Annotated in this window: 23 protein-coding genes; 11 read left to right on the forward strand and 12 right to left on the reverse strand. The window is 58.5% G+C overall.

The features are described 5' to 3' along the window. From AUK77_RS16235 to AUK77_RS16255, 5 genes are all read right to left on the reverse strand, one after another. Positions 1 to 430 (reverse strand): transposase (locus AUK77_RS16235; protein ID WP_195205999.1); only part of this gene is annotated, 430 nt, incomplete at its 3' end. Between the two features lie 117 nt (positions 431 to 547). Continuing rightward, a complete protein-coding gene (locus tag AUK77_RS16240; protein ID WP_296131675.1) occupies positions 548 to 709 on the reverse strand; it encodes a DUF2986 domain-containing protein in 162 nt (53 codons plus the stop codon). A 156-nt stretch (positions 710 to 865) separates the two neighbouring features. Beyond that, positions 866 to 1,000: a hypothetical protein gene (locus AUK77_RS16245; RefSeq protein WP_296131678.1), complete on the reverse strand. Its 135-nt coding sequence runs from the start codon at positions 998 to 1,000 to the stop codon at positions 866 to 868. A 296-nt stretch (positions 1,001 to 1,296) separates the two neighbouring features. Then, a complete protein-coding gene (locus tag AUK77_RS16250; RefSeq protein ID WP_296131680.1) occupies positions 1,297 to 2,241 on the reverse strand; it encodes a choline ABC transporter substrate-binding protein in 945 nt (314 codons plus the stop codon). Between the two features lie 32 nt (positions 2,242 to 2,273). After that, on the reverse strand, positions 2,274 to 2,729 hold the full coding sequence (locus tag AUK77_RS16255; protein ID WP_296131684.1) for an ABC transporter permease subunit: 456 nt from the start codon (positions 2,727 to 2,729) through the stop codon (positions 2,274 to 2,276). Positions 2,730 to 2,918: 189 nt separating this feature from the next. Here AUK77_RS16255 and AUK77_RS16260 point away from each other — a divergent pair, with 189 nt between their 5' ends. The 5 genes from AUK77_RS16260 (at position 2,919) to AUK77_RS16280 (ending at position 9,708) form a co-directional block, all read left to right on the forward strand. Then, on the forward strand, positions 2,919 to 4,142 hold the full coding sequence (locus AUK77_RS16260; protein WP_296131686.1) for an HD-GYP domain-containing protein: 1,224 nt from the start codon (positions 2,919 to 2,921) through the stop codon (positions 4,140 to 4,142). 200 nt (positions 4,143 to 4,342) lie between these two features. Further along, entirely contained in the window at positions 4,343 to 6,373 is a 2,031-nt protein-coding gene (locus AUK77_RS16265; protein WP_296131688.1) for a methyl-accepting chemotaxis protein, read from the forward strand. Between the two features lie 498 nt (positions 6,374 to 6,871). After that, positions 6,872 to 7,570, forward strand: a complete 699-nt coding sequence (gene creB, locus AUK77_RS16270; RefSeq protein ID WP_296131690.1) for a two-component system response regulator CreB — start codon at positions 6,872 to 6,874, stop codon at positions 7,568 to 7,570. Next, positions 7,570 to 8,994, forward strand: coding sequence for a two-component system sensor histidine kinase CreC (gene creC / locus AUK77_RS16275; RefSeq protein ID WP_296131693.1), 1,425 nt, complete (start codon positions 7,570 to 7,572; stop codon positions 8,992 to 8,994). Before creB ends, creC begins: the two co-directional genes overlap by 1 nt. Positions 8,995 to 9,270: 276 nt before the next feature. Next, positions 9,271 to 9,708 (forward strand): CBS domain-containing protein, encoded by a 438-nt coding sequence (locus AUK77_RS16280; protein ID WP_296131695.1) that lies wholly within the window; start codon positions 9,271 to 9,273, stop codon positions 9,706 to 9,708. Positions 9,709 to 9,717: 9 nt separating this feature from the next. Here the strand turns inward: AUK77_RS16280 and AUK77_RS16285 are convergent, their stop codons facing one another. Further along, positions 9,718 to 10,227 carry a DinB family protein gene (locus AUK77_RS16285; protein ID WP_296131698.1) on the reverse strand — a complete coding sequence of 170 codons (510 nt, stop codon included), beginning with the start codon at positions 10,225 to 10,227 and terminating at the stop codon, positions 9,718 to 9,720. Between the two features lie 167 nt (positions 10,228 to 10,394). Between AUK77_RS16285 and creD the strand changes: the two genes are divergently transcribed. From creD to AUK77_RS16310, 5 genes are all read left to right on the forward strand, one after another. Continuing rightward, entirely contained in the window at positions 10,395 to 11,753 is a 1,359-nt protein-coding gene (gene creD / locus AUK77_RS16290) for a cell envelope integrity protein CreD (protein WP_296131700.1), read from the forward strand. A gap of 52 nt (positions 11,754 to 11,805) precedes the next feature. Continuing rightward, positions 11,806 to 12,111: a hypothetical protein gene (locus AUK77_RS16295; protein ID WP_296131703.1), complete on the forward strand. Its 306-nt coding sequence runs from the start codon at positions 11,806 to 11,808 to the stop codon at positions 12,109 to 12,111. A 427-nt stretch (positions 12,112 to 12,538) separates the two neighbouring features. After that, positions 12,539 to 12,799, forward strand: coding sequence for a DUF4212 domain-containing protein (locus AUK77_RS16300; RefSeq protein ID WP_296131706.1), 261 nt, complete (start codon positions 12,539 to 12,541; stop codon positions 12,797 to 12,799). 3 nt (positions 12,800 to 12,802) lie between these two features. Further along, positions 12,803 to 14,572, forward strand: a complete 1,770-nt coding sequence (locus AUK77_RS16305; protein WP_296131708.1) for a sodium:solute symporter family protein — start codon at positions 12,803 to 12,805, stop codon at positions 14,570 to 14,572. Between the two features lie 158 nt (positions 14,573 to 14,730). Further along, positions 14,731 to 15,237 carry a hypothetical protein gene (locus AUK77_RS16310; RefSeq protein ID WP_296131711.1) on the forward strand — a complete coding sequence of 169 codons (507 nt, stop codon included), beginning with the start codon at positions 14,731 to 14,733 and terminating at the stop codon, positions 15,235 to 15,237. 22 nt (positions 15,238 to 15,259) lie between these two features. Here AUK77_RS16310 and AUK77_RS16315 read toward each other — a convergent pair whose 3' ends face one another. Then, a complete protein-coding gene (locus tag AUK77_RS16315; RefSeq protein WP_296131712.1) occupies positions 15,260 to 15,961 on the reverse strand; it encodes a transporter substrate-binding domain-containing protein in 702 nt (233 codons plus the stop codon). Between the two features lie 283 nt (positions 15,962 to 16,244). Here AUK77_RS16315 and yegQ point away from each other — a divergent pair, with 283 nt between their 5' ends. Next, positions 16,245 to 17,561 carry a tRNA 5-hydroxyuridine modification protein YegQ gene (gene yegQ / locus AUK77_RS16320; protein WP_296131715.1) on the forward strand — a complete coding sequence of 439 codons (1,317 nt, stop codon included), beginning with the start codon at positions 16,245 to 16,247 and terminating at the stop codon, positions 17,559 to 17,561. Between the two features lie 41 nt (positions 17,562 to 17,602). Here the strand turns inward: yegQ and AUK77_RS16325 are convergent, their stop codons facing one another. From AUK77_RS16325 to AUK77_RS16345, 5 genes are all read right to left on the reverse strand, one after another. Beyond that, positions 17,603 to 18,307 carry a 3'-5' exonuclease gene (locus tag AUK77_RS16325; protein WP_296131717.1) on the reverse strand — a complete coding sequence of 235 codons (705 nt, stop codon included), beginning with the start codon at positions 18,305 to 18,307 and terminating at the stop codon, positions 17,603 to 17,605. Further along, positions 18,304 to 20,235 carry a putative nucleotidyltransferase substrate binding domain-containing protein gene (locus AUK77_RS16330; protein WP_296131720.1) on the reverse strand — a complete coding sequence of 644 codons (1,932 nt, stop codon included), beginning with the start codon at positions 20,233 to 20,235 and terminating at the stop codon, positions 18,304 to 18,306. Before AUK77_RS16330 ends, AUK77_RS16325 begins: the two co-directional genes overlap by 4 nt. 161 nt (positions 20,236 to 20,396) lie before the next feature. Further along, positions 20,397 to 20,792 carry a phosphate ABC transporter substrate-binding protein gene (locus tag AUK77_RS16335; RefSeq protein ID WP_296131722.1) on the reverse strand — a complete coding sequence of 132 codons (396 nt, stop codon included), beginning with the start codon at positions 20,790 to 20,792 and terminating at the stop codon, positions 20,397 to 20,399. An 11-nt stretch (positions 20,793 to 20,803) separates the two neighbouring features. Next, complete coding sequence (locus tag AUK77_RS16340) at positions 20,804 to 21,958, reverse strand: hypothetical protein (RefSeq protein WP_296131724.1); 1,155 nt, start codon at positions 21,956 to 21,958, stop codon at positions 20,804 to 20,806. Between the two features lie 22 nt (positions 21,959 to 21,980). Next, on the reverse strand, positions 21,981 to 23,600 hold the full coding sequence (locus AUK77_RS16345) for a methyl-accepting chemotaxis protein (RefSeq protein WP_296131727.1): 1,620 nt from the start codon (positions 23,598 to 23,600) through the stop codon (positions 21,981 to 21,983). Between the last annotated feature and the right edge of the window lie 127 nt (positions 23,601 to 23,727).

Genomic DNA, 23,727 nt, shown 5'->3' on the forward strand with positions numbered 1-23,727 from the left:
TCTCAGCCGGCGCCTGGTCATGCTGGGCAATGAAGTGCTCCCACAGCAGGCGATGGGCTTGCACCACCGTTTCGCGATCGGCTTGCTGTTCCAGGCGCCCCAGAGTGGATTTGCCGGCCAGCGGTTGCAGGCGGTTGACCGCAGTCTGCAGCGCGTAGTCATGGCGCAGGCCGTCATGATCGTTGAGATCCTCGTAGCCGGCGGCCAGTGCATAGATACGCTGGGCGAGCAGTGTCTGCAGTCCGTGCTGGACACGCCCAGGATCACGCCGATCGGGAACGATTTTGGCCAGGCGGCGGGTCAAGCCATGTTGCCGGTCGACCTCGCGCAGCAGCAACAAGCCCGCATCCGAGGTGATGTGACCACCGGTGAAAGAGGCCTCGACGAGGCGGCGAGAGAGGGGGGAAAAGTGGAGTTTTTCTGGTAGCATTTTGTGCGCGGCTGAAGACTTATGGGGCTTTTTTTGGCGACAAGAATCATAAGGCTTTCAGCCGTTTTTGTTTATGCGGTCATGAGAAATCCGGGTTAGCTGAGGTGCAGGGCGCGATCAGTCCTCAGCTGTAATGACCGGCTCTGCGTTAGCTTCAGCTGCGAGCTTTAAGCGGTCGGCTTTGCTGATATAGGTGCATTTGTTTTTCGGCGCTTTTTTCGCGTTGGCTTTTTTGGCGTGGGCTTCGAGTAGTTGTTTGATTTTTTTGCGGCGGTTCATAGGGTAGGCCGTAGGAGTGGTTAAGCATTGCTGTTAAGGCATTAAGCCTGCTGTGGCGGATCCCGCAGCAGTCCAAGCCAATCGTGTGCCGCTATTTTTGCACGCGCAAGCGTTTGAATACGGCTAAGGCCCTATACGACTAGTGTGACTCAGTTGTCATGTCGCCCTCACAAAAAGTGGGTCGTAATCCGCTTCTATAGATTCGATTCTGTCTTTGAGTTTTTCAAAGAGTTCGCCGTGGGTGGCGGCGACGCCGAGGCTCAGTAAACACAGGTTCTTCAGGTTGCGCATGGTCGTGCTCCGTCGTGTGAGGGTGGCAGTTCAGTGGGTTACTGGCGCGTTCTTGTTGTGGGTTGTAGCGGTGTGGCGGTTTTGTAGCCCGGATGTAATCCGGGGGTTGTGTTGTTGGTGAGCCTGTTTCCGGATTACATCCGGGCTACGTCATGGGCCGGTATCTAAAGCTGTCTGAAGGTAAATCGCGGGTACAGCAAACCCTGCGATGGCCGTGTGGCCTCGTGGGTGGGGTTGTTTATTAAGGGTTAGCTAACCGCGCCGCCCGCAGATCCCGGGGCGGCGCGGGGGTGGGTTTACAGGCCGAGGTGTTTCTTCACGGCGGCCAGGCCGTCTTGGCCGTCATAGGTGGTGACGCCCGCCAGCCACTGGTCGAGGATGGCTGGCTTGGCTTTGATCCAGTCTTTGGCGACGGTGGTGGGGTTTTGTTTCTCCAGCACTTTTTCCATCAGTTGGCTTTCGATCTCGACGGTGAACTGCAGGTTGTTCAGCAGTTTGCCGACGTTGGCGCAGCGTGTTTCGTAGTCTGGGGAAACGACGGTGAAGACTTTTGCCGCGCCGAAGTCGGGGCCGAATACCTCATCACCGCCTTCCAGGTAGGTGATGTCGAACTGGGTGTTCATTGGGTGCGGAGCCCAGCCGAGGAAGACTACCGGCTCTTGTTTTTTGTAGGCGCGGGCGATCTGTACCAGCATGCCGGCTTCGCTGGATTCGACCATGCGGAAGCTGCCAAGGCCGAACTGGTCACCTTTGATCATGCCGTCGATCAGCAGGTTGCCGTCGTTACCGGGCTCGATGCCGTAGATTTTGCCGCCCAGTTGGTCTTTGAATTTGGCGATGTCGGCAAAGCTTTTCAGCCCGGCTTCAGCGGCGTAGGTCGGTACGGCGAGGGTGTATTTGGCCCCTTCAAGGTTGGCTTTTGGCAGTACTTTTACGCCGCCGTCTTTGGTGAAGGGTTCGATCACGGCATCCATCGAGGGTGCCCAGTAACCGAGGAACGCATCAACCTGGCCGCTCTTGATGCCGGTGAAGGCAATTGGCACGGAGGCCATGATTTTGCGCGTCTGGTAGCCTAGGCCTTCGCTGAGGATGATGGCGACGCCAGTGGTGGCGGCGATGTCGGCCCAGCCGATTTCGGCAAAGCGCACCATTTTGCAGCTCTCCGGCTCTTGCGCCCAGGCGCTTTGCAGCATGGCCACAGAGAGCAGGCTAATGCCTGCGAGCTGTTTGATCGTTTTCATCTGCGACTCCCTCTAAAGGCAAAAAACAAGGCTTACTGACGTTGAAGTTTGCTGCTGAACCAAGCCATGACGCCGCTGCGTTTGGTCGGTTGTGGGGTTCCGAAACTTTCGGTGATGCGGTCGAGAATGATCGCCAGCAGTACCACGGCCATGCCGCTTTCAAAGCCAAGGCCGATGTCCAGGCGCTGAATACTGGCCAGCACATCGTTACCCAAACCGCCCGCGCCGACCATCGAGGCGATAATCACCATCGACAGGGCCATCATGATGGTCTGGTTGACCCAGGCCATGATCGACGGCATGGCGTCGGGCAACTGTACGTTGAATAGTAGCTGAGGCGGTGTGCAGCCGAAGGATTGGCCGGCTTCGATGATTTCCTTGTTGGCCTGGCGAATGCCCAGGCTGTTCAGGCGCACGGCGGGGCGGCCTTTGCTGATCACGCTCACTGTATTGATCGGTAGCAAAATAATGCGGCTGTATCCGCTCATAATTGATGCAGGCGAGTGCTTTGGGTTGAAGGGCTGCGGCACTCATTCGCCGTCATTTTCGGTCTCTCGGGTCACGCTTTGCGGCTAATGGAGAGTTGCTAACAGGCTATTCTCGTCGTAACAATAAGTATGTGCGGTGAGTGCCATGCTGTGCGCCGCACAGGTTTCATCATCTGCTGAGTAACCCCCATGTTGAAATGCATCGCAGTGACCGACGTGCGCGTCGGTATGTTTATCCACGAGTTCTGTGGTGCATGGATGGACCATCCGTTTTGGAAGTCCAAATTCTTGTTGGATAACGACAAAGACCTGCAACGAATCAAGTCCAGCAGCATCGGTGAGCTGTGGATTGATGTGAGCAAAGGCCTGGATGTTGAGGCTGGAATCGTCAGCACCAGCGCCGAGCAGGCCGCCGCGCAGGCCGAGGCCAGCTTGCTGGCTGCGGTGCAGAGCCCGTCGGTGAAGTTGGTGGTGTCCATGGACGATGAGGTGCGCCGCGCGGCCAAGCTGTGTGCCAATGCCAAAGCAGCGGTTATCAGCATGTTTGGCGATGCCCGCATGGGCCAGGCGCTGAACTTTGAAAAAGCCGGCGAGTTGGTTGAGGAAATTTCCGACTCGGTGATGCGCCACCCCAATGCGCTGATCAGCCTTGCCCGCCTGAAGAATGCCGATGAATACACCTACATGCACTCGGTGGCCGTGTGCGCGCTGATGATCGCGTTGGCTCGGCAACTGGAACTTACCGAGAATCAGGTGCGTGAGGCCGGGCTGGCCGGTTTGCTGCACGACATCGGCAAGATGGCCATTCCCAATGAGGTGCTGAACAAGCCCGGTAAGCTGACCGACAGTGAATTCGCCACCGTGCGTGACCACCCGGAAGCCGGGTCGCGCATGTTGCTGGAGAGCAAGCAGGTCAGCGCGTTGGTGCTGGATGTGTGCCTGCACCATCATGAAAAAGTTGATGGGTCAGGCTACCCGCATCGACTGGCGGGCGATCAGATCAGCATTTTTGCCCGTATGGGCGCGGTGTGTGACGTGTATGACGCCATCACCTCGGATCGTCCCTACAAAAAAGGCTGGGATCCGGCTGAGTCGATCCGCAAAATGGCCGAATGGAAAGGCCACTTTGACCCGGTGGTCTTCCAGGCTTTCGTCAAAACCGTTGGCATCTACCCCGTGGGGTCGCTGGTGCGTCTAGAAAGTGGCCGCATTGGTGTGGTGATGGAGCAGCAGGCAAAGTCGTTGCTGCTGCCCAAGGTCAAGGTGTTCTTCTCGGCCAAGTCGAAAACCCCGATTCCCCAAGAGGTTTACGACCTGAGCAAGATGGTTGGGCGCGACAAGATTGTTGGCCGGGAGTCGGCCGAGGAGTGGGGTTTCCGTCATATCGACCAGCTCTGGAGCGGCTTGCCCTAAGCCTGCTGTCGCATCCTTACCCGCCAACCGGTCGCCGCCAGCCTCACCCTCCGTTGAGCCCTCGACAGGCCGCGTGCCTGTGACTCATCTATGCTCCTTGTAGCTTATGGAGTTGATCGCGCCAGCGCGGCGTGCTTCTTGCTTTGAGTTGAGCTTTGGCGCGTCGTTGACGCTGGCGCGCCTAACACGTTGAGGTGTTTATGGCTGGAGTTCTAAAACCCGGTATGCGGCTGCTGGAAGGTTTCAGCTTTGCGCGCAAGTTTCAGTTGGTGTTTGTTCTGTTTGCTCTGCCGTTAGGATTTTCCCTGTGGGTGATCAGTAGCAATCACCTGGCGAAGCTCACGTTCATTGACCATGAGCTTGAAGGCATCAACGTTCTGCACGGTATGGCCGGTGTGCAGCGCGAATTGATTGAGCAGCGCACCTTGATCTCGCGCTGGAAAGGGACGGAAAAACCCGCCGAAGCGCTGTTGCGTGAGCGTGAGCCGGCGCTTAACGAGGCGCTGCAACAATTGAGTGAGCCGCTGCAGTCGAGCCTGTTTAGCGTTCAGGCGCGCCAGCATCTGCAAAACCTTACGGCTGCTCAGACCGAATTAAATGTGAATGTGCTGGGTAAGCTGGCATTGCCCGATGCGCAGGAGCGTTATCAGCAGAGTCTGTTGGGCCTGCTGGCGCTGCGTGAACAGGCGGCTACCGACAGTAGCCTGATTCTCGACCCGCACATCGACACCTACCTGATGATGGAACAGCTGACCTACAGCCTGCCGCGCATGCTTGATCAGCTCGGTAGTTTTGCCGCCAATGGCTACGGCGCAGTGGTGTCGCAGCATTTCACCTTGCAAAGCCGGGTGCTGGTGCGCGATTTACGCCGCGGGTTGGATGAATCACGCGGCCAGTTGTTCAAAGCGCAGTCAACTTTATCGACTGAAGCCCCTAACGTGATGCGTCAGCTGCAAGGCCCTTATGAAGAAGCACTCAAGGGCTACGACGATTTTTTGGCTGAGATTGACCGCGATATGTTTGAAGCCAGCCCCATGACCTTGACGCCGGCGCAGTTCGTGCAGCGTATCGCTCAGTTGGAATCGCAACTGCATGCCTTACAAAGCGCGCTCTACCAGCAGTTCACTGCGAGCCTATCGGGTTATCGGAGTGAAGCGATGGCCGCGATGATCCAGGTGGTCACGGTATTTAGTCTGCTGACGCTGCTGGCGCTGTATGTGTTGTTCTGCCTGAACGCCTCGATCCGGCGCAGCACAACGGTGATCATTCAGGCGGCTGAAGGGCTGCGCGATGGCGATTTGCGCGTGCGCATGCAGGTGCCAGGCACGGATGACCTGGCCGGCATAGCCCATGCGCTTAATACAGCCGTGAGCCAGTTACGCGGCTCGATGCAGGGCGTTAATCAGCAAAGCCAGCAATTGGGCGGCACTGTGCAGATGCTTAATGGTGAGGCGCAAAACGCCTTGCAGTCGGTTGAGCAGCAACAAGCGCAAATGAGTCAGATCGCCGCTGCAGCCACGCAAATGGCCGCCACTGCGCAAAGCGTGGCGCAAAGCTGCGAGCAGGCCGCGAAGGAGGCCAGCCAGACCCGCGAGATTGCCAGCCAGAGTAACCAGCGCAGCACGCGCACCAGCCAGAGCATGCGCCAACTCAGCACGCGCCTGGGCGATAGCGCCACTACGTTGCAGCAACTGCGCACTCAGACCGAGCAGATCACCCGCGTGGTGGATGTGATTAAAGGCATCGCCGAACAAACCAACCTGCTGGCCCTCAACGCGGCCATCGAAGCCGCGCGCGCGGGTGATCAGGGGCGTGGCTTCGCTGTGGTCGCCGACGAGGTGCGTTCGCTTTCACAGCGCACGCAGAACTCCACCGCTGAAATTGCCGAAACCGTCGCCAACTTGCACCGCGTGGTAGGCCAGTCGGTGACGCAAATGGAAGACGCCGTACGCCAGGCCGAAGGCGATGTGGGCAGCGTGCTGGCCATGGGCGAAGACCTCAACGCCATTGTCGAATCGGTGCAGTTGGTCACCGACCGCCTGGCGCAAATCGCCACTGCCGCCGAGCAACAGGCTGCTACCGCCGATGAAGTGAGCGGCAATATTCAGCAAGTCGACCAAGCCGCCAGCGTGCTTTTGGCTGGTGCTCAAGCGGTCAGCCAAGCGGCCGAACAACTGCGCCAAGGCAGCCAGGTGCTGGAGCAGAATACGGCGCGATTTAAGCTGGATTAGTCGGCTCGCTGCTGCCCTCCACCGCCATTCCCGGATTGCATCCGGGCTACAGGCCGCGTGTTTGAGGCTGGCAGCCCTGTAGGTTGGGTTGAGGTGCGCAGCGGCGAAGCCCAACGAAATGGCCGCCCCCTGTTGGGCTTCGCTGCGCTCAACGCCAGCCTACGCCGGGTGCGTAGCTTGGACTTCATCCGGGTGGCAAGCGGAGTGTCTGACGCTGGCAGCCCTGTAGGTTGGGTTGAGACGCGCAGCGGCGAAGCCCAACGAAATGGCCGCACTCTGTTGGGCTTCGCTGCGCTCAACGCCAACCTACGTCTTGGTGCGTCGCCTGGATGTAAGGCCTGCAGTGCGTAGCCCGGGTGTAATCTGGGTCGTTCTGTATGCAGTCGTCATTCTTAGATTGCATCCGGGCTAAAGGCCGCGTGCTGGGTGATTGACCATGCTTGACGCTGGCAGCGGCCTGCCGCAGGTTCCTCGCGAGTTGCCACGCGCAGGACGCCCATGCCGCATATTCTGATTGTTGAAGACGAAGCCGCCATCGCCGACACCCTCATCTTCGCCCTGCAAAGTGAGGGCTTTACCACCACCTGGCTGAGCCTGGCCGAGCAGGCCCTGGCGGAACAGCAACGCAACCCTGCGGATTTGCTGATTCTTGATGTCGGCCTGCCGGATATCAGCGGTTTCGAGGCCTGCAAGCGGCTTCGGCGTTTTTCCGAGGTGCCGGTGATTTTTCTCACCGCGCGCAGCGAGGAAATCGACCGCGTGGTCGGTCTGGAAATCGGCGCTGACGATTACGTGGTCAAACCCTTCAGCCCGCGGGAAGTGGCGGCAAGGGTCAAGGCCATCCTCAAACGCATGGCCCCGCGTGAAGCGCCTGCCGTCAGCCCGGTTGCCAACGTGGTCAGTGGACCGTTCCAGGTGAACAGTGAGCGCGTGCAGATCCACTACCACGATCAGTTGCTCAGCCTCACCCGTCACGAATTCCGCCTGCTGCAAAGCCTGCTGGCGCAACCGGAGCGGGTGTTTTCCCGCGAGCAACTGCTCGACGGCCTGGGTGTGGCCGCTGATGTTGGCTATGAGCGCACTATCGACAGCCACATCAAAAGCCTGCGTGCCAAACTACGTCAGGTGGCCGCTGCGGCCGAGCCGATCCAGACCCATCGCGGCCTGGGTTACAGCTACTCGCCGAGGCACGCCTGATGCCCTTAGGCGTTCGCATCTTTCTCGTCTACTTCCTCTTTGTGGGCCTGGCCGGTTGGTTTGTGCTGAGCACGGTGATGGACGAAATCCGCCCCGGCGTAAGGCAAAGCACCGAAGAAACCCTGGTCGATACCGCCAACTTGTTGGCTGAGATTCTGCGTGACGAGGTCAAGGCGGGCAGCCTGCAACAGAGCCGCCTGCCCGCGCTGCTACAAGCCTACGGTCAGCGTCAGCCCAAGGCGCAGATCTGGGGCGTGGAGAAAACCCAGGTCAACCACCGCATCTATGTCACCGATGCCAAGGGCATGGTGCTGCTCGACTCGACCGGCGCAGCCGTGGGGCAGGACTATTCACGCTGGAACGATGTGTTGCTGACCCTGCGCGGCGAATACGGCGCGCGCTCGACCAAGGAAGACTCGAACGACCCGGACTCTTCGGTGATGTACGTGGCCGCGCCGATCAAGGATGGCGCGCAGATCATCGGCGTGGTCTCGGTGGCCAAGCCCAACCGCACGCTGCAACCCTATATCGAACGCTCCGAACGGCGCTTGGCCTGGCTCGGCGGCGGGCTGATCGTGCTCGGTTTGTTGATCGGCGCGTTGCTGTCCTGGTGGCTCAGCGCCGCTCTGCGCAAACTCACCCGCTATGCCCAGATGGTTAGTGCCGGTCAACGCGCAGAACTGCCCAGCGTGCGTGGTGGCGAGCTGGCGCAACTGGCCGAAGCCATCGAACGCATGCGCACCGAGTTGGAAGGCAAAGCCTACGTCGAACGTTACGTGCACACCCTGACCCACGAGCTGAAAAGCCCGCTGGCGGCCATTCGTGGCGCAGCGGAGTTACTCGACAGCGAGATGCCGACAGCGCAACGCCAGCGTTTCGTGGCCAATATCGAGCAGGAAAGCGCGCGTATGCAGCAACTGATCGAGCGCCTGCTGCACTTGGCTCAAATCGAGCAACGCCAGGGCCTCGAAGAGCAAGTGGCAGTACCTTTGCGCGCGCTGGTCGAGTCGTTGTTGCAGGCACAAATGGCGCGCATCGCAGCCGCCGGTCTGCAGATTGAAAACATCATCGGCGCTCAATTAAGCGTCTGCGGCGAGGCCTTTCTGCTGCGTCAGGCTCTGGCCAACCTGCTGGACAACGCCTTGGACTTCACCCCGCCCGGTGGGCTGATTCGCTTTAGTGCCGTCGCCGGTGCCGGGCAGATAGAACTGCGCGTGTTCAACCAAGGCGAGGCAATTCCCGATTACGCCCTGGCGCGTGTGTGCGAGCGTTTCTATTCCCTGCCGCGCCCAAGCAGCGGGCGCAAAAGCACCGGTCTTGGGCTGAATTTTGTCGAAGAGGTGATGCAACTGCATGGCGGCACACTGCACATCGGCAATGTCGAGGGCGGTGTTGAGGTGATATTGCGGCTGCCGGGGGGCTGAAATCCTTAGGAGCTGGCCATGCCAGTGAAGAGTCCGTAGCCCGGATGCAATCCGGGGCCATGTGTCATCAGGCAGTCCATTCCCGGATTACATCCGGGCTACCCGCGGCAAGCTGTTTGCGTCTTCGGGCGTGTTTGCCGTCAAGTGTTGGCATGTGCCATCGGGCTTGCATGGTGCGCGCACAGATGCTCTGATCGGGCTGTCGGGTTGCCAGGCAACACTCGCCCCGCGCACTATCCTCAGAGTCTCAATAAGAAACAGAGCAGGAGCCGCCGCATGAGAACAGTCGCCGAGATCCTTCGTACTAAACCGCAGGCCGCTGTCTACAGCGTCACCCCGACAACATCGGTGCTGGATGCGATAAAGCTAATGGCCGAGAAAGGCATTGGCGCACTGGTGGTGCTGGATGAAAAAGGCCGTTTGGTCGGTATCGTCAGTGAGCGCGACTATGCGCGCAAAGTGGCGCTGCTGGAGCGCTCTGCATTCAATGTGGCGATCAGCGAAATCATGACCGCCGATGTGCTGACCGTCAGCCCGCGTGACACTTCAAGCTTCTGCATGCAACTGATGACCGACCGTCACCTGCGTCACTTGCCGGTTTTGGCGGAAGGCGAGTTGATTGGCCTGTTGTCGATTGGCGACTTGGTCAAGCACACCATTGCCGATCAGGCCAGCCTGATTAAGCAACTGGAACAGTACATTCGCGGCGGTTGATTCCCCACCTCATTGCTGTTCCCGCCGCGGCGGCTGTTCCTCATGCAGAAAGCGCGTGTAGATGTCCCGTGGCGGTGCCAGCTCTAACTGCTCCAGAATCCGGCCGACTGCGCCGCGGTGGTAGCCGCCGTGGGTGACGATATGCGCGAGTATTTCTTCGCGGCTCATGCAGCCATGGTCGCCGTCAACGAACATGAACGGCAGGCGCTCGTTCAGTTGATCAGCGCTCAGTGTCTCGGCATGCTCCAGGTACGCGCGGTCAGCGTCCCGCATGGCTTCATGAAGTGCTTCCAGCGTGGGTGTTTCAGTGGTGTTGGTGGCGGTGTAAGGATGCTCAACGTCTTGCAGGTGGGCGAGAAAGATCCGCTGCACCACGTAAATGTGATTGAGGATGCGCAAAGCGGCATGCAGTTCAGCCGCATGTTGTTGCGCATCCAGGCCATGCAGCGTGGCAAACAACTCCTCGTGGGCCCAGACGTGATAGCGCAACAGTGATGTCAGCAGTGGGTTGTTGTTCATTACGCGGTCATCCTTGAGTGGGCGTGGCTACACGCTACACACCTCCCGTTCGGCAGTCACTGGCTGGTCTGCACAGACTCTCCATGCAGTCTCCATCGTCGCTCCATAAAGCCACCATTCGTGCCGCTCAGACTCTGCCTACCTAAACCGTACCGGAGAGTTGCCGCATGAACCGCTTATTGGCTTTCAAGTTGGGCGCGATCGCCTTGTTGATAATCGTGTTGTTGATACCGCTGTCGATGATTGGCGGGTTGGTGAGTGAGCGGCAGTATCAGCGTGCCGAGGTGCTGCAAGACATCGCGCGCAGCTCCAGTTACCGCCAGCAGCTCACCGGGCCGATTCTGGTGCTGCCCTACACCAAGGTCTGGCAGCAGTGGAAAACCCACGCCAAAACCGGTGAGCGCTACATGGAAGAGCAGCGCCATCATGGGCGGCTGTACTTTCTGCCAGAGCGCTTTGTGCTCAATGGCCATGTCGCCACTGAAGAGCGGGCGCGCGGCATTTACAAAGCTTTGCTGTACCGCAGCGACAATAAAATCAGCGGTGCCTTCAAGCTGCCGGTACGCCTAGGGCTGGGCGATGAGCTGGGTTTGTATCAGTTCGAGCGGCCGTTCCTTTCAGTCGGCATCAGCGACATTCGCGGCATCAGCAATGACCTGCAACTGCGCTTCAACGGACAAAACCTGAGCTTTGCCCCCGGTAGCGCCGAGGAGCGTTTCGGTGCCGGTGTGCATGCACCACTGCCCGCGCTGGACAGCCAGGGTGGACAAACCTTGGAATTTGCCTTCGACCTCAAGCTGCAAGGCACCGAGCAGCTCAGCATCACCCCAGTGGGGCGTGACAGCCGCGTTGAGCTGACCTCTGATTGGCCACATCCGAGCTTTATTGGCGAGTACCTGCCAAGCAGTCGCGACGTTTCTACCGAGGGCTTCAAGGCTCAGTGGCAAACCAGTTTCTTCGCCACCAACCTGGAGGAGGCGCTTGCGACCTGTGTGCGCGGCGATAACTGCGAGGTGCTGAGCGCACGCCACTTTGGGGTGAGTTTTGTTGATCCGGTGGATCAGTACTTGAAGACCGAGCGGGCGATCAAATACGCGTTGCTGTTTATCGGCCTGACCTTTGCCGTGTTCTTCCTCTTTGAAGTGCTCAAGCGCATGGCCGTACACCCCGTGCAATACGCCCTGGTGGGCATGTCGCTGGCGCTGTTCTACCTGTTGCTCCTGTCGTTGTCCGAGCACCTGAGTTTTGCCTTGGCCTATGGCATTGCCGCAACTGCCTGTGTATTGCTGATTGGCTTTTATGTCAGCCACGTGCTGCGCAGTGCCCAGCGCGGTGCAGGCTTTGCGACCTTGCTGGCGCTGCTGTACGGCATGTTGTTCGCCTTGCTGGGGGCTGAGGATTACGCCCTGCTGATGGGCTCGGTGCTGGTCTTCGGTGTGCTGGCGGCGGTGATGGTGCTGACCCGCAAACTCGACTGGTATGGCGTCGGTCGCCTGCCATCAGTCACAACAGCCAACGAAGGTTGAGGTGTGCGGCGCAGGTTCAGCCTGCGCTGCTTTCTTGCTTGGAGATGTGAGCATGATGCGTTTGTTGATGCAGTTCTCGGCGTGTTTTGCCTTGGGGCTGGCGGTGGCCTTGATGGTGCTACTGGGCCTGATGTTTTGCGGCCAGTTTGACCTGATCAAGGGCTTGCAGCTGACCGGGCAGCCGCTGGCGCAATTGAGCCTGATGCTGTTGCCGGAGGTTTTTTGGGCGAGCCTGACCGGGTTTGCGGGGGCCGCGCAAAATGCCGAGGTGCAGTCGTTTCTAAGCCTGTGCGCAGCGTTGGGGCAGGTGGGGTTACTGCTGGCGATTGGATTTTTCCGCTTGTGGTACGTGCAATGAGCGGGCGCGTGGGGTTGCGTGAAGAATCACGCGCGGCTCACCAACTGGCCCGGCAGATTGCCCGGTTATTTGCTGGGGCAGGTCTGCGGCCCCAGCAAACGCGTCGATCTGACGTGCCGGCACTGCGGCAGCCTGGCTCTGAGCGTTAGCGCGTTATCGGCCTTTGCAGGCTTGGCAGTCGCGTTTTGCTGGCGTGTCATTACGCGCAACAGCACCCTGCTTTCGGCTATTTGCTGCGCGCTGTTAGACCAAGGTGGGGGGTGTGCGATCCGGACGGTTGAGTAGGCAGCAACGCGCCTGTTTACGCGGGGCCGCTACAACCTTGCAAAACGCTGTAAGCCAGCTAATACCAATGTCTAGCTGTTGGCTTGTAGTGACCTGCTGCTAGCTTGAAGGTGCATGAGAATAACAATAACCGGAGGAGTTTATGACTTCTGAAAAAGACAACGCTGCAGCGTACTGGAAGGCCAACGTCCGGCTGATCACCCTATGTCTGATTGTCTGGGCATTGGTGTCATTCGGCTTCGCCATTCTGCTTCGACCCATGCTGGCAGGTATCACTGTCGGCGGTACCGATCTTGGCTTCTGGTTCGCCCAGCAAGGTTCGATCATTGCCTTTATCGCGCTCATTTTCTTTTACGCCTGGAAAATGAACAAACTCGATAAACAATTCGGTGTCGAGGAATAATCCATGAGCCAGTTTGCAATCAATATCCTGTTTGTAGGCGCGTCCTTTGCGCTCTACTTCGGCATCGCCATTTGGGCGCGTGCCGGCTCTACCAAAGAGTTCTATGTCGCGGGCGGCGGTGTGCATCCGATCACCAACGGCATGGCGACAGCGGCTGACTGGATGTCTGCAGCCTCCTTTATTTCCATGGCGGGTCTGATTGCCTCCGGTGGTTATGCCAACTCAACGTTCTTGATGGGCTGGACCGGTGGTTATGTGCTGCTGGCCCTGCTGTTGGCACCTTACCTGCGCAAATTCGGCAAGTTCACCGTGCCGGACTTCATTGGTGATCGCTTCTACAGCAAAGGCGCACGTATGGCCGCGGTGGTCTGCTTGATCATCATCTGCGTGACCTACGTGATCGGTCAGATGGCCGGTGCTGGCGTGGCGTTCTCGCGCTTCCTGGAAGTGAGCAACTCCACCGGTATCTGGATCGCGGCAGGCGTGGTGTTCTGCTACGCAGTGTTCGGCGGCATGAAGGGCATCACCTACACCCAGGTGGCGCAGTACGTGGTGCTGATCATTGCTTACACCATCCCGGCGGTGTTTATCTCGCTGCAACTGACCGGCAATCCGATTCCAATGTTCGGTATGTTCAGTGAGCACACTGAGTCTGGTATGCCGCTGCTGCAGAAACTCAATGAAGTTGTAGCTGCACTGGGCTTTACCGATTACACCGCTGATGTGAGCAACAAGCTGAACATGGTGCTCTTCACCATGTCGCTGATGATTGGTACGGCTGGTTTGCCGCACGTCATCATTCGCTTCTTCACTGTGCCGAAAGTCGCTGACGCACGTTGGTCGGCGGGCTGGACCCTGATCTTTATCGCTCTGCTGTACCTCACCGCTCCGGCTGTGGCGTCCATGGCGCGTCTGAACCTGCTGACCACTGTTTATCCGCAGGGTGCCGAAGCGCCAGCACTGGCGTATGAAGAGCGTCCTGAGTGGGTGAAGAATTGGGAAAAAACCGGTCTGATCGCCTGGGAAGACAAAAACGCTGACGGTCGTATTCAGCTGTACAACGACGCCGCTCCAGCCTTCACGCCGACTGCCGAAACACGCGGTTGGAAGGGCAATGAGCTGACCGTTAACAACGACATCCTGGTACTGGCTAACCCGGAAATTGCCAACCTGCCGGGCTGGGTCATTGGTCTGATTGCAGCAGGTGCCATTGCGGCAGCACTGTCGACGGCGGCGGGCTTGTTGCTGGCGATATCCTCAGCTATCAGTCACGACCTGATCAAAACGCTGATCAATCCGAAGATCAGTGAGAAGGGGGAAATGCTCGCTGCGCGGATCTCCATGGCGGTGGCAATTTTGCTGGCCACTTGGTTGGGGCTTAATCCGCCAGGCTTTGCGGCGCAGGTGGTGGCATTGGCCTTCGGCCTTGCTGCGGCCACGCTGTTCCCAGCCTTGATGATGGGGATCTTCTCCAAGCGGGTAAACGATAAGGGCGCGATTGCCGGCATGCTGGTTGGTCTGGTGTTCACTGCGGTGTACATCTTCCTGTACCTGGGCTGGTTCTTTATCCCTGGCACGGCCACACTGCCTAACACTCCGGATAACTGGATGTTTGGTATCTCGCCGCTGTCTATCGGTACTGTGGGCGCTATCATCAACTTTGCTGTCGCTTACGCTGTGTCTTTTGCAACCGCAGCGCCACCTCAAGAAGTGCAAGATCTGGTGGAAAGCGTGCGTACTCCCAAAGGTGCTGGTGGTGCGTTGAGCCACTAAGCATAATCCCCCGGATCATGTTTGATCAGGGTCTTACAAGCGGGCCTCCTTAGGAGGCCCGTTTTATTTCCAGCTAAGCATGACGCCCACCCACTGGGCGGCGTCGCTGCGCAACGTTAAAGCTGCGCCAGGCAGTTTTTTATTTCGGGAGTCAGCCAATGTTGTGGACACTACTTGCCATCGTGATTTCGGGTTTGGGGGCCGCTGGTATTGCCATGCTGCTGCGCAAACTGACGCGCAACCGATTGCCGAAGTGGATCATTCCGGCATTCGGTGGTTTGGGCATGCTGAGCTACCAGATTTACTACGAGTATTCCTGGTTCGATCACCAACTGCTGCGCCAGCCGGCCGAGTCTGTGTTGGTGGCCAGTGAAACCGGTGAGGTGTTTTGGCGGCCCTGGACGTTTTTCTGGCCAATGACCACAGCCTTTACCGTGCTCGACACCAAGAGCTTGCTGCGCCAAGAAGCAGCAAGCGGCAGCGTGGCCGCGTTCAATCTGTACCGCTTTGAAAAGCAACACATCGACCGCGTCAGCCACCAGCCTCATCTGTTGAATTGCGCGACGGCTGAATTGCTACCGCTGGATGCGCAGAAAAAGCCGCAATTGGCGCAGATGAAAGTCGTCAACAAGGATGACCCGCTCTATCAGCGAGTGTGTCAGTAAAGCGGCAAGCGCTGGCGTGCCGCTAGGGTGTTTGGCGGCACACGCCAACGTGTGTGTTGAACCGCTCAAGAAAACCAGGGTGGGTGCTGATGAACCTCTTCGCGAAGTAAACGCCCAAGGGTTTGTCCTTGAGTAATACGCTGCGAATCTCGTTTTCCAGGCCTTGTTGCTGCAAGCTTCGTTGCATCACACGATTATTGGCCAGGATGGCATCCACACGTTTGGCCTGGAGCATTTTCAGCAAGCCATCGGTGTCCTTCGGTGGTGAAGCCACTTGGTAGTGATTGTCTACCAGCCAATCGAGCATATTAGCGCCGATAAAGCTGCTGACGTTAGCCTGCTGGCGGAAGCCCTCGGTGCTGGGGTCGCCAGGGTTATCTGCGAGCAGATACCAACGCCACTGCTGCTCAGCAATGATGGCCGACTGCACCGCGTAGGCATCGCGCTCTGGGTTACGTGACCCCGCAAAAAAGCCGTCTGCCATGCCGTCTTCCACCAGCTTTTGCGCGCGGGCCCATGCAGTGACCTTGATGCTATAGGGCATGTCCATGCGCGTGAGGGCACACTCCACCACCTCGACTGCTAAACCCTGCAAGCGTTGATCTGCATCGCGGTAGCTGTAGGGCGGCAGGTCATGGGTTGTTAGTTTTAGAACGGCGGTGTCAGCCAGCGCCGCAGGCGCCAGGCTGTAGAGTGCCGCGATGATCATCTTGATGGGCAGCATGGTGGGGGAGAGCCATCCTCAGTGGCATGCAATGCTGCAAGTTTAGCCAGTAAAACAGGGCTGGGCGTGCAGGCTTCAAGCCGTTTGGTGATAAGCCTAAGTGCCAGTTGGCTTATTCACGCACGAGGCTGCGCGTGCTGAATAGGTCGCTGCGGCTGACCATCATGATCACCGCTCCTGTGCAGAAACGGGCGCAGGGCCCGAATGACATAGACCCAGATCAATGCGCGGCGTCTATTCACTCTCTAGAATCGCGACCCTTTGATTGTTCGAGCCTGCCGTTATGGTCATTACTCCTCGTTATCCTGAGCTGCTGTCCCCGGCCGGCACCCTGAAAAACATGCGCTACGCCTTCGCCTATGGTGCGGATGCGGTGTATGCCGGGCAGCCGCGTTACAGCTTGCGGGTGCGCAATAACGAGTTTGATCACGCGCATCTGGTCCTGGGAATTGCCGAGGCCCATGCGCAGGGCAAGCAGTTTTATGTGGTGGTCAACATCGCCCCGCATAACGCCAAATTGAAGACCTTCCTTAAAGACCTCGCCCCAGTGATCGAGATGGGCCCGGACGCGTTGATCATGTCCGACCCCGGCCTGATCATGCTGGTGCGTGAACACTTCCCGCAGATGCCGATTCACCTGTCGGTTCAGGCTAACGCCGTCAATTGGGCCAGCGTGAAGTTCTGGCAGCAGCAAGGCTTGAGTCGGGTGATTTTGTCGCGCGAGCTGTCGTTGGAAGAAATTGGCGAAATTCGCCAGGAAGTGCCGGGCATGGAGCTGGAAGTCTTTGTTCATGGTGCGCTGTGCATGGCCTATTCCGGGCGCTGCCTGCTGTCGGGCTATATCAACAAACGCGACCCCAACCAGGGCAGTTGCACCAATGCTTGCCGCTGGGAGTACAAGGCTGAGCAGGGCAGCGAGAACGAACTGGGCGATATTGTGCGGATTGTCGAGCCCACCCTGGGTGCAGGTGCGCCCACCGACCAGGTGTTTTTGCTGCAGGATGCCTCGCGCCCGGACGAGCCCATGCCCGCCTTTGAGGATGAACACGGCACGTACATCATGAACTCCAAAGATCTGCGCGCTGTGCAGCACGTCGAGCGCTTGGTGCAGATGGGTGTGCACTCATTGAAAATTGAAGGGCGGACTAAGTCCCACTATTACGTGGCCCGTACCGCGCAGGTGTACCGCAAAGCGATTGATGATGCGGTGGCGGGCAAACCTTTTGACAAGAGCCTGATGAACACCCTTGAGTCGCTGGCCCATCGTGGCTACACCGAAGGCTTTCTGCGCCGCCATGTGCATGACGAATACCAGAACTACCAGCGCGGCAGTTCAGTGTCGGAACAGCAGCAATTTGTCGGCGAGCTGACCGGCGAGCGGCGCGGCGACCTGGCTGAGGTGAAAGTGAAAAATCGCTTTGCCATCGGCGATGGTCTGGAACTGATGACGCCGCAGGGCAACCTGCGCTTCACCCTCGAGCAACTGGAAAACCGTCAGGGCCAGGCCATGGCAGTCGCGCCGGGTGACGGCCATGTGCTGTACCTGCCGGTGCCGCCTGAGGTGCAATTGGACTATGGCCTGCTAATGCGCGATCTGTAGGTTGGATTCGCGAAGCGTAATCCGACACGCGGGAATGCGCCTTACAGCGAATGCGCCTGTTGGCGGCGACGGCTGCTGAGTTGTTGCAGCAGCAACGGCAGGCTGTCGAGGCCTTGTTGGCGTGCCTTGCTGAGTAGGATCAGTGCCAGTTCTGCCGTCACCAGTGCATCGGCGCTGGCGTGATGGCGCTGGAGCACTTGCAGGCCAAAATGCTGCGTCCATGCGTCCAGGCCGTGTCCTGTGGGCTTGGTTTTTGGGCACAGCAGCGGGGCGATTTCAGCCACATCCACAAAGGTGTGCTGTAAGCGGTAGCCCAGGCTCTGCTTGAGCGCGCGGGCCAGCATGCGCTGGTCGAACTCGGCGTGGTAGGCCAGCAGCGGGCTGTCGCCGACAAACTCCATAAACGCCAGCAAGGCTTGCGCCGGGTCTTCACCGTTGGCGATTTCGCTGGGGGCGATGCCATGAATCAGGGTGCTGGCGCTGGCCTGATGGTCATGGCGTTGCAGGGTGCATTCAAACTGCTGACTCAGGTCGATGGAGGCGTTTTCGATCACCACCGCGCCAATTGACAGCACCATATCGCGGCGCATGTTCAGGCCACTGGTTTCCAGATCCAGCACAACAAAACGCTGCTGCTGCAAGGGGCGCTCGCCAAGGGTTGATGCCGCCGCCAAGCACTCTCGACGTTGCAGTTGCTCTTGGGTCAGGGCGGGTTTGCGCCCGGTAAACCAGGTGAAGGTGCTCATAGCTGATACCTCACCGACAAGCTGCTTTGCAGGCGCTGCGCCTGCCGGAACGACTCACGGAGAATGCGTCGATCCAGATGATTGAGGTTGTCGGGGTCAACACGGTTGGAATACGGCAATGCATTGCGGGCTTGCTGCTGGTGTTGTTGCATGCGGGCCTGCTGAATGAAGTGGTAGGCCTCTTCATAAGCGCCGCCATCCTGAGCCTCGATTACACCTTGCTGCACCAGTGCACGGAGGCGCTCCAGGGTGTTGCAGGCGGCAATGCCGTTGGCCAGGGCCAGTAGGCGTGCACCATCGACAAAGGGTGTCAGACCCTGCACTTTGAGGTCCAGGGTGTCTTTCTCTGCGCCTTTGCGCGCCACCACGAAATCGCGAAACATGCCCACGGGTGGACGTTGTTGCAGGGCGTTATTGGCCAGCATGCGCTGGAACAGACTGTTGCCAGCCACCATGTCCAGCAGGCCTTGGCGCAGTTGCTCACAGCCGTGTGGGTCGCCCCATACGGCGCGCAGATCGAAGTAGATGCTTGAGGCCAGGAGGTTCTCCGGCGTGGCCTGCAGCACAAATGAGTTGAAGCGTTGCGACCATTCCTGACGGGACAGGCACAACTCTGGGTTGCCGGCCATGATGTTGCCCTTGCACAGGCTGAAGTCGCACTGCGCCAGGCGCAGGTTTATCTCATGGGCCAGCGGCAACAGACGCCCGCGAATGGCGGCGGCTTCGGCTGCATCGGCAGCCTCGAACAAAATGCCGTTGTCCTGGTCGGTATGCAGGGTTTGCTCGCTGCGGCCTTCGCTGCCGAACACCAGCCAGGTGAAGGGAATGCCAGGATCGCCCATGTCTTCCAGGGTCAGTTCGATCACGCGGCACACGGTATGGTCGTTGAGCAGGGTAATTAACTGGGTGATCTGCGTAGAGCTGGCACCGTGGGCGAGCATGCTGTCGACCAGTTGCCGCACCTCACTGCGCAGCGCCGCGAGGGTTTCCACGCGCCCTGCATGGCGGATGGTGCGCGCCAGGTGTACCAGGTCAACGCGCTGTAGGCTAAACAGATCACGTTCGGAAATAACGCCGCAGAGCTGGTCATTTTCCACCAGGCAGACGTGAGCGATATGCCGCTCGGTCATGGCCATGGCGGCATCGAAGGCGCTGGCATCGGGCGGCAAGTGAAAGGGTGATTGGGTCATCAGCTGTTCAATCGGCTGCGCCAGATCGACCCCGTCGGCGACTACTCGGCGCAGGTCGCGCAGGGTGAAAATACCCAGTGGTTTTCGCGCCGGATTGGCGATCACAATGCTGCCGACATGTTGCTCGTGCATCAGTTTGACCGCTTCGCGCAGCGGCATTTCGGGTGCGCAACTGATCGGGTTGCGCATCGCCAATTCGCCCAACCGGGTGTCGAGCGAATACTGTGCACCAAGGGTTTCCACGGCGCGCATCTGCACCTGTTGGTTGACCTGATCCAGCAGGCTGCTGACGCCACGCAGAGCAAAGTCGCGCAGCGGATTAGATAGCGAAAAGAGTTTTACGAAGGCGGCTTTGTTCAGCAGTAGGCAGAAGGTGTCTTCGGCCGCCAGGTGTTCAGTGCGCGTGGCGCGCTCACCAATCAATGCGGCCAGTGGGAAGCATTCGCCAGTGGTGATCTCAAAGGTGGTTTCCGTCCCGCGGCGTGCTGAATGTGGACGCTCGCCGTGTACACGGCCTTGTTTGACGATAAAGAAGTGCTCAACCGGGCCGTCAGTTGGCTTGATGATGGTTTCGCCTTCGCTGTAAAAGCGCAGTTGGCAGTTCTCCACCAAGTAGGCGAGGTGCGCCGCATCCATCTGATTGAAAGGGGGGAATTTCTGCAAAAACTCCATGGTGCCGTGGATGTTCTGCAGCACGGCAGTCTTGCCGGCCTGGCTGAAAGCGTCCGCTGTACTCATGAGGGTTCTCACCTTTTTCTGAGTATCCATCGTCGGCTGAGCCGCTAGGCTACGCCATTGGACGTAAGTCTAGACCCAAGAAAAAGCCCCCGGAACAGAACGTTTCGGGGGCTTTGCCGTGCTTCAGGTAGGGCTGTTATGCAGTCCGCCGTGGCTGTCGCTTACGGGATGGTGAACAGCACCTTCACCGAATCATTAACGGCACCTGCATCGACATAGCCAATGGCATCTGCTTCAGCCGCCACACGGGCAACGACATCGGCATCACCGCCGACGCTGGGCAACGGTTGGCCCTTGCCGGTGAACACCAGACCCGACCAATAGGACTTGAGTTGGGATTCGTTTTTATTGGTGACGCTGGTGTAGAACTTGTCCTTGGTTGGCGTCCAGTCTTTGTGGTCAACGCCTTTCATGGATTTATCCTTACCCAGAAAGATGTTGCTGACCTCGGCCTGGTTAGGCGCTTTCGCTGCGCCGGGGTTAACGATGACCGCCACCTCGGCGTGAGCCAGGGTGGCGCAGCTGAGCAGGGTGAGAGCGCTAAGCAATTTTTTCATTAAGGCTCTCCTTAGAAAATGAAGTCGACACCGACGCTGAAGATGTCAGCGTCGGGAGTGCCGTATGAGGTGCCGAGACGCCTATTGTTGAACGCTTGTTGAGCGTTGGATTGAAACACTCCAATCGCATCGTCACCCTGAGATGTGTCAACCCGTTTATATTCACCTTTGAGGGTGACTGCGGGAGTGATGCTGTAGTTCAGGCCATAGGTCATCGACACTTGGCGACCTGCCGGTTCATCCAATTGGCCGTAAGTGACGTGAGCCAGGTAGTCGCCGAAACGACGGCCGCCCATGATGTAGAAAGCGTTTGTCTCAGCTTCGCTTTCGCCAGTTTTACTGTTGTTTTCGATGCTCAGCTTGACTGCTTCGGCTGCGGTCAGCCAGGTGCCGTTATCGTACTGATGGCCAATCGAACTGAACTTACCTTTGTTCCCGTCGTACTGCACCAGGGCAACATTACGGATGCCAGCGACGCGTGTATCGACCACATCGTCGACAGTGATTTTCAAATCGGCTTCGGCATAGCCGATGCGGAAAGTACCGAAGTTATCGGTGGACAGCGCCAAGTTTGAGGCAAATACATCGCGATAGTCGATGTCATGCATGTCATCGAGGGCATATTGTTCGCGACCAATGGCCTGGCCGCCGGCAACTTGGAAGCTCAGGGTGCCGATATCGGTGGTGCGGTTATAGAGCACGTCGCCGCCGTCATGGCTGGTCAGTTGGACCAGGCTGTAGACCTCTTCCGGCAGGCGCAGCCACGGGTAGGAGAAGCCGACGTTGAGGGTTTCCGAGTACATGTAGATCGGCGTGCCCAGGCGGCCGCCACGCAGGGTCAGGTTGTCGTTGGCCTGCCAGGCTAGGTACAGGTTGCCGGGACCGACTTCCCAGGAGTCCTGAACTGGTTTGGTGCCCAGTTGGCCCGTAACGCTTAAGGTGTCGGTGATGCCGTAGCGCAGTTGCACGGCCAGCTTGGACAGCTGATCCCCACGCCAGCCATCGTTGGTCTGGCCTTGAATGCCGTAGTCCAGACCGCTCTCACCACCCATATGGGTGATGCCAACAGTACCGAAGCCGTTGAATTGATATTCGCCTTGTTCAACGGCAAAGGCTGGCAGGCTGGCCAGGCAGATGGCCAAGGGAAGCAGACGTACTTTAAACATGCAGTGATGCTCCTGTTTCAGGTTAAACGCGGAATTGAGATGTTGCCGCGCGCAGATGATCCCCTGTGCTGACCAACTGTTCGCCGAGACGAGCAGTGGCTTCGGCACCGTGGGCGGTTGCTTGTGCGTCCTGCTGCAACACTTGTGTGTCCTGTTGAATAGAGCTTGAGAGGCCGATCTGTTCTTGGGTGTACTGGGCAATGCCCGCATTCAACTCATTGATATGGCCGACTGCGCCGGCTATGGCTTCGAGAATCTGCGTGGCCTGCACCGAACGCTCAATGCTGGCCTGGGCCTTCTCGCCGTTGGCGGTCATCACGCTGAGTACACCGTTGGCGCTGTTTTGCAGGCGCAGGATAATGTTCTGAATCTCGGCGGTAGACGCCGCAGTCTTAGACGCCAGGTTACGTACTTCGTCCGCCACTACGGCAAAGCCACGGCCTTGCTCGCCGGCCCGCGCGGCTTCAATGGCAGCGTTGAGTGCGAGCAGGTTGGTTTGTTCGGCAATGCTGCGGATTACCGTAAGCACCGACCCGACTTGCTGGGTTTCTTCTTCCAGTTGCTGCATGGCACTCACCGCACCCATCACGCTGCTGCCTAGGTCGCTGATGCTGGTCGATAGGCTGCCAATATTTTTGCGCGCCTGGTCGGCCTGGCGAGAGGCGGCTCCAGCTTCGTCAGAGGCTTGTTGCGAGCGATGCGCCACTTCCTGAATGCTGCTGGTCATGGTCTGAATATCGCGGCTGATGGAGTCGGTATGACCCTGTTGTGAACGCGAGTTGTCCTTGGCGCTTTGCGTGTGCCCGTAGAGCTCCTTGGACATGCCGGCCAACGGGCTGGCGGCCTCGATAATTTGGCGAATGGTGCCCTGTAGCTTGTCGATAAAGCCGTTGAACAGCTGAATCATTTCGCCAATCTCGTCATTCGAGTCGACGTTCACACGGCGTGTCAGGTCGCCATCGCCTTTGGCAATGGCCTGCAGGGAGGTGATGACCCCACGGATATTGCTCATGGTGCCGCGTATCACCAGTACCGAGGCGATGCTGATCAGCAGAATAAGAACGGCGGAAAGAGCAAAGCCAACACGGGTGGTAGTGGCGTTATCGGTCCGGGTTTGTGCCAGTGTTTGTTGGAAGTCTTCGTAAGCGTGCAGACGGAACGAATCACCGAGGCGCTGCGCCTCAGCCAAGTCAGTGGCCATACGTCCAAGGTTGGGTGCAAGGTCCTCAAAGCTGGCGCTGCCTTTGATCAGCTGCTCGGAGGCCGGCAAGGCATTATCGGCATAGCGTTTAATCGCATCACGCCAATCTTCCAGCTCCTGGCGGCGATCGGCTTGAGTAATCAGGTTGTTGAGCTCTTGCTGCTTGCCCGCAATGACCGTGAGAACCTGGCGTGCCTCGTTGAGGGTTTCGATCTCGCCGGCGGCGACTGCACTGTTAAGCAGGCCCGGCAGGCGCGAGTACTGAAAAATCACCGCGTCGGCCTTTTCCAGCGTTGGAAAGCTATTGGTCTCGAGCGTGACTAGACGCACATCGTTATTAGCCAATTGCAGGGAAGTGTAGGCCACAAAGAGCAGCAAACCCAGCAACGCAATTGCAGGCAACAGCAGGAACTTCAGCGTTAGCGAGAGATTTTTCAACATGGCAGATTACCCAAGGAGGGGGTTTTAAATGCCTGAATTCAACCCATAAGTGCAACGCTCACCCCTGCATACACTTCGTACGGTGTCTTCCAGCCCAGGCGTTTGCGTGGGCGTAAATTGATCTTCG

It is taken from the genome of Pseudomonas sp. Ga0074129, assembly GCA_001465025.1.
Lineage (GTDB): Bacteria > Pseudomonadota > Gammaproteobacteria > Pseudomonadales > Pseudomonadaceae > Aquipseudomonas.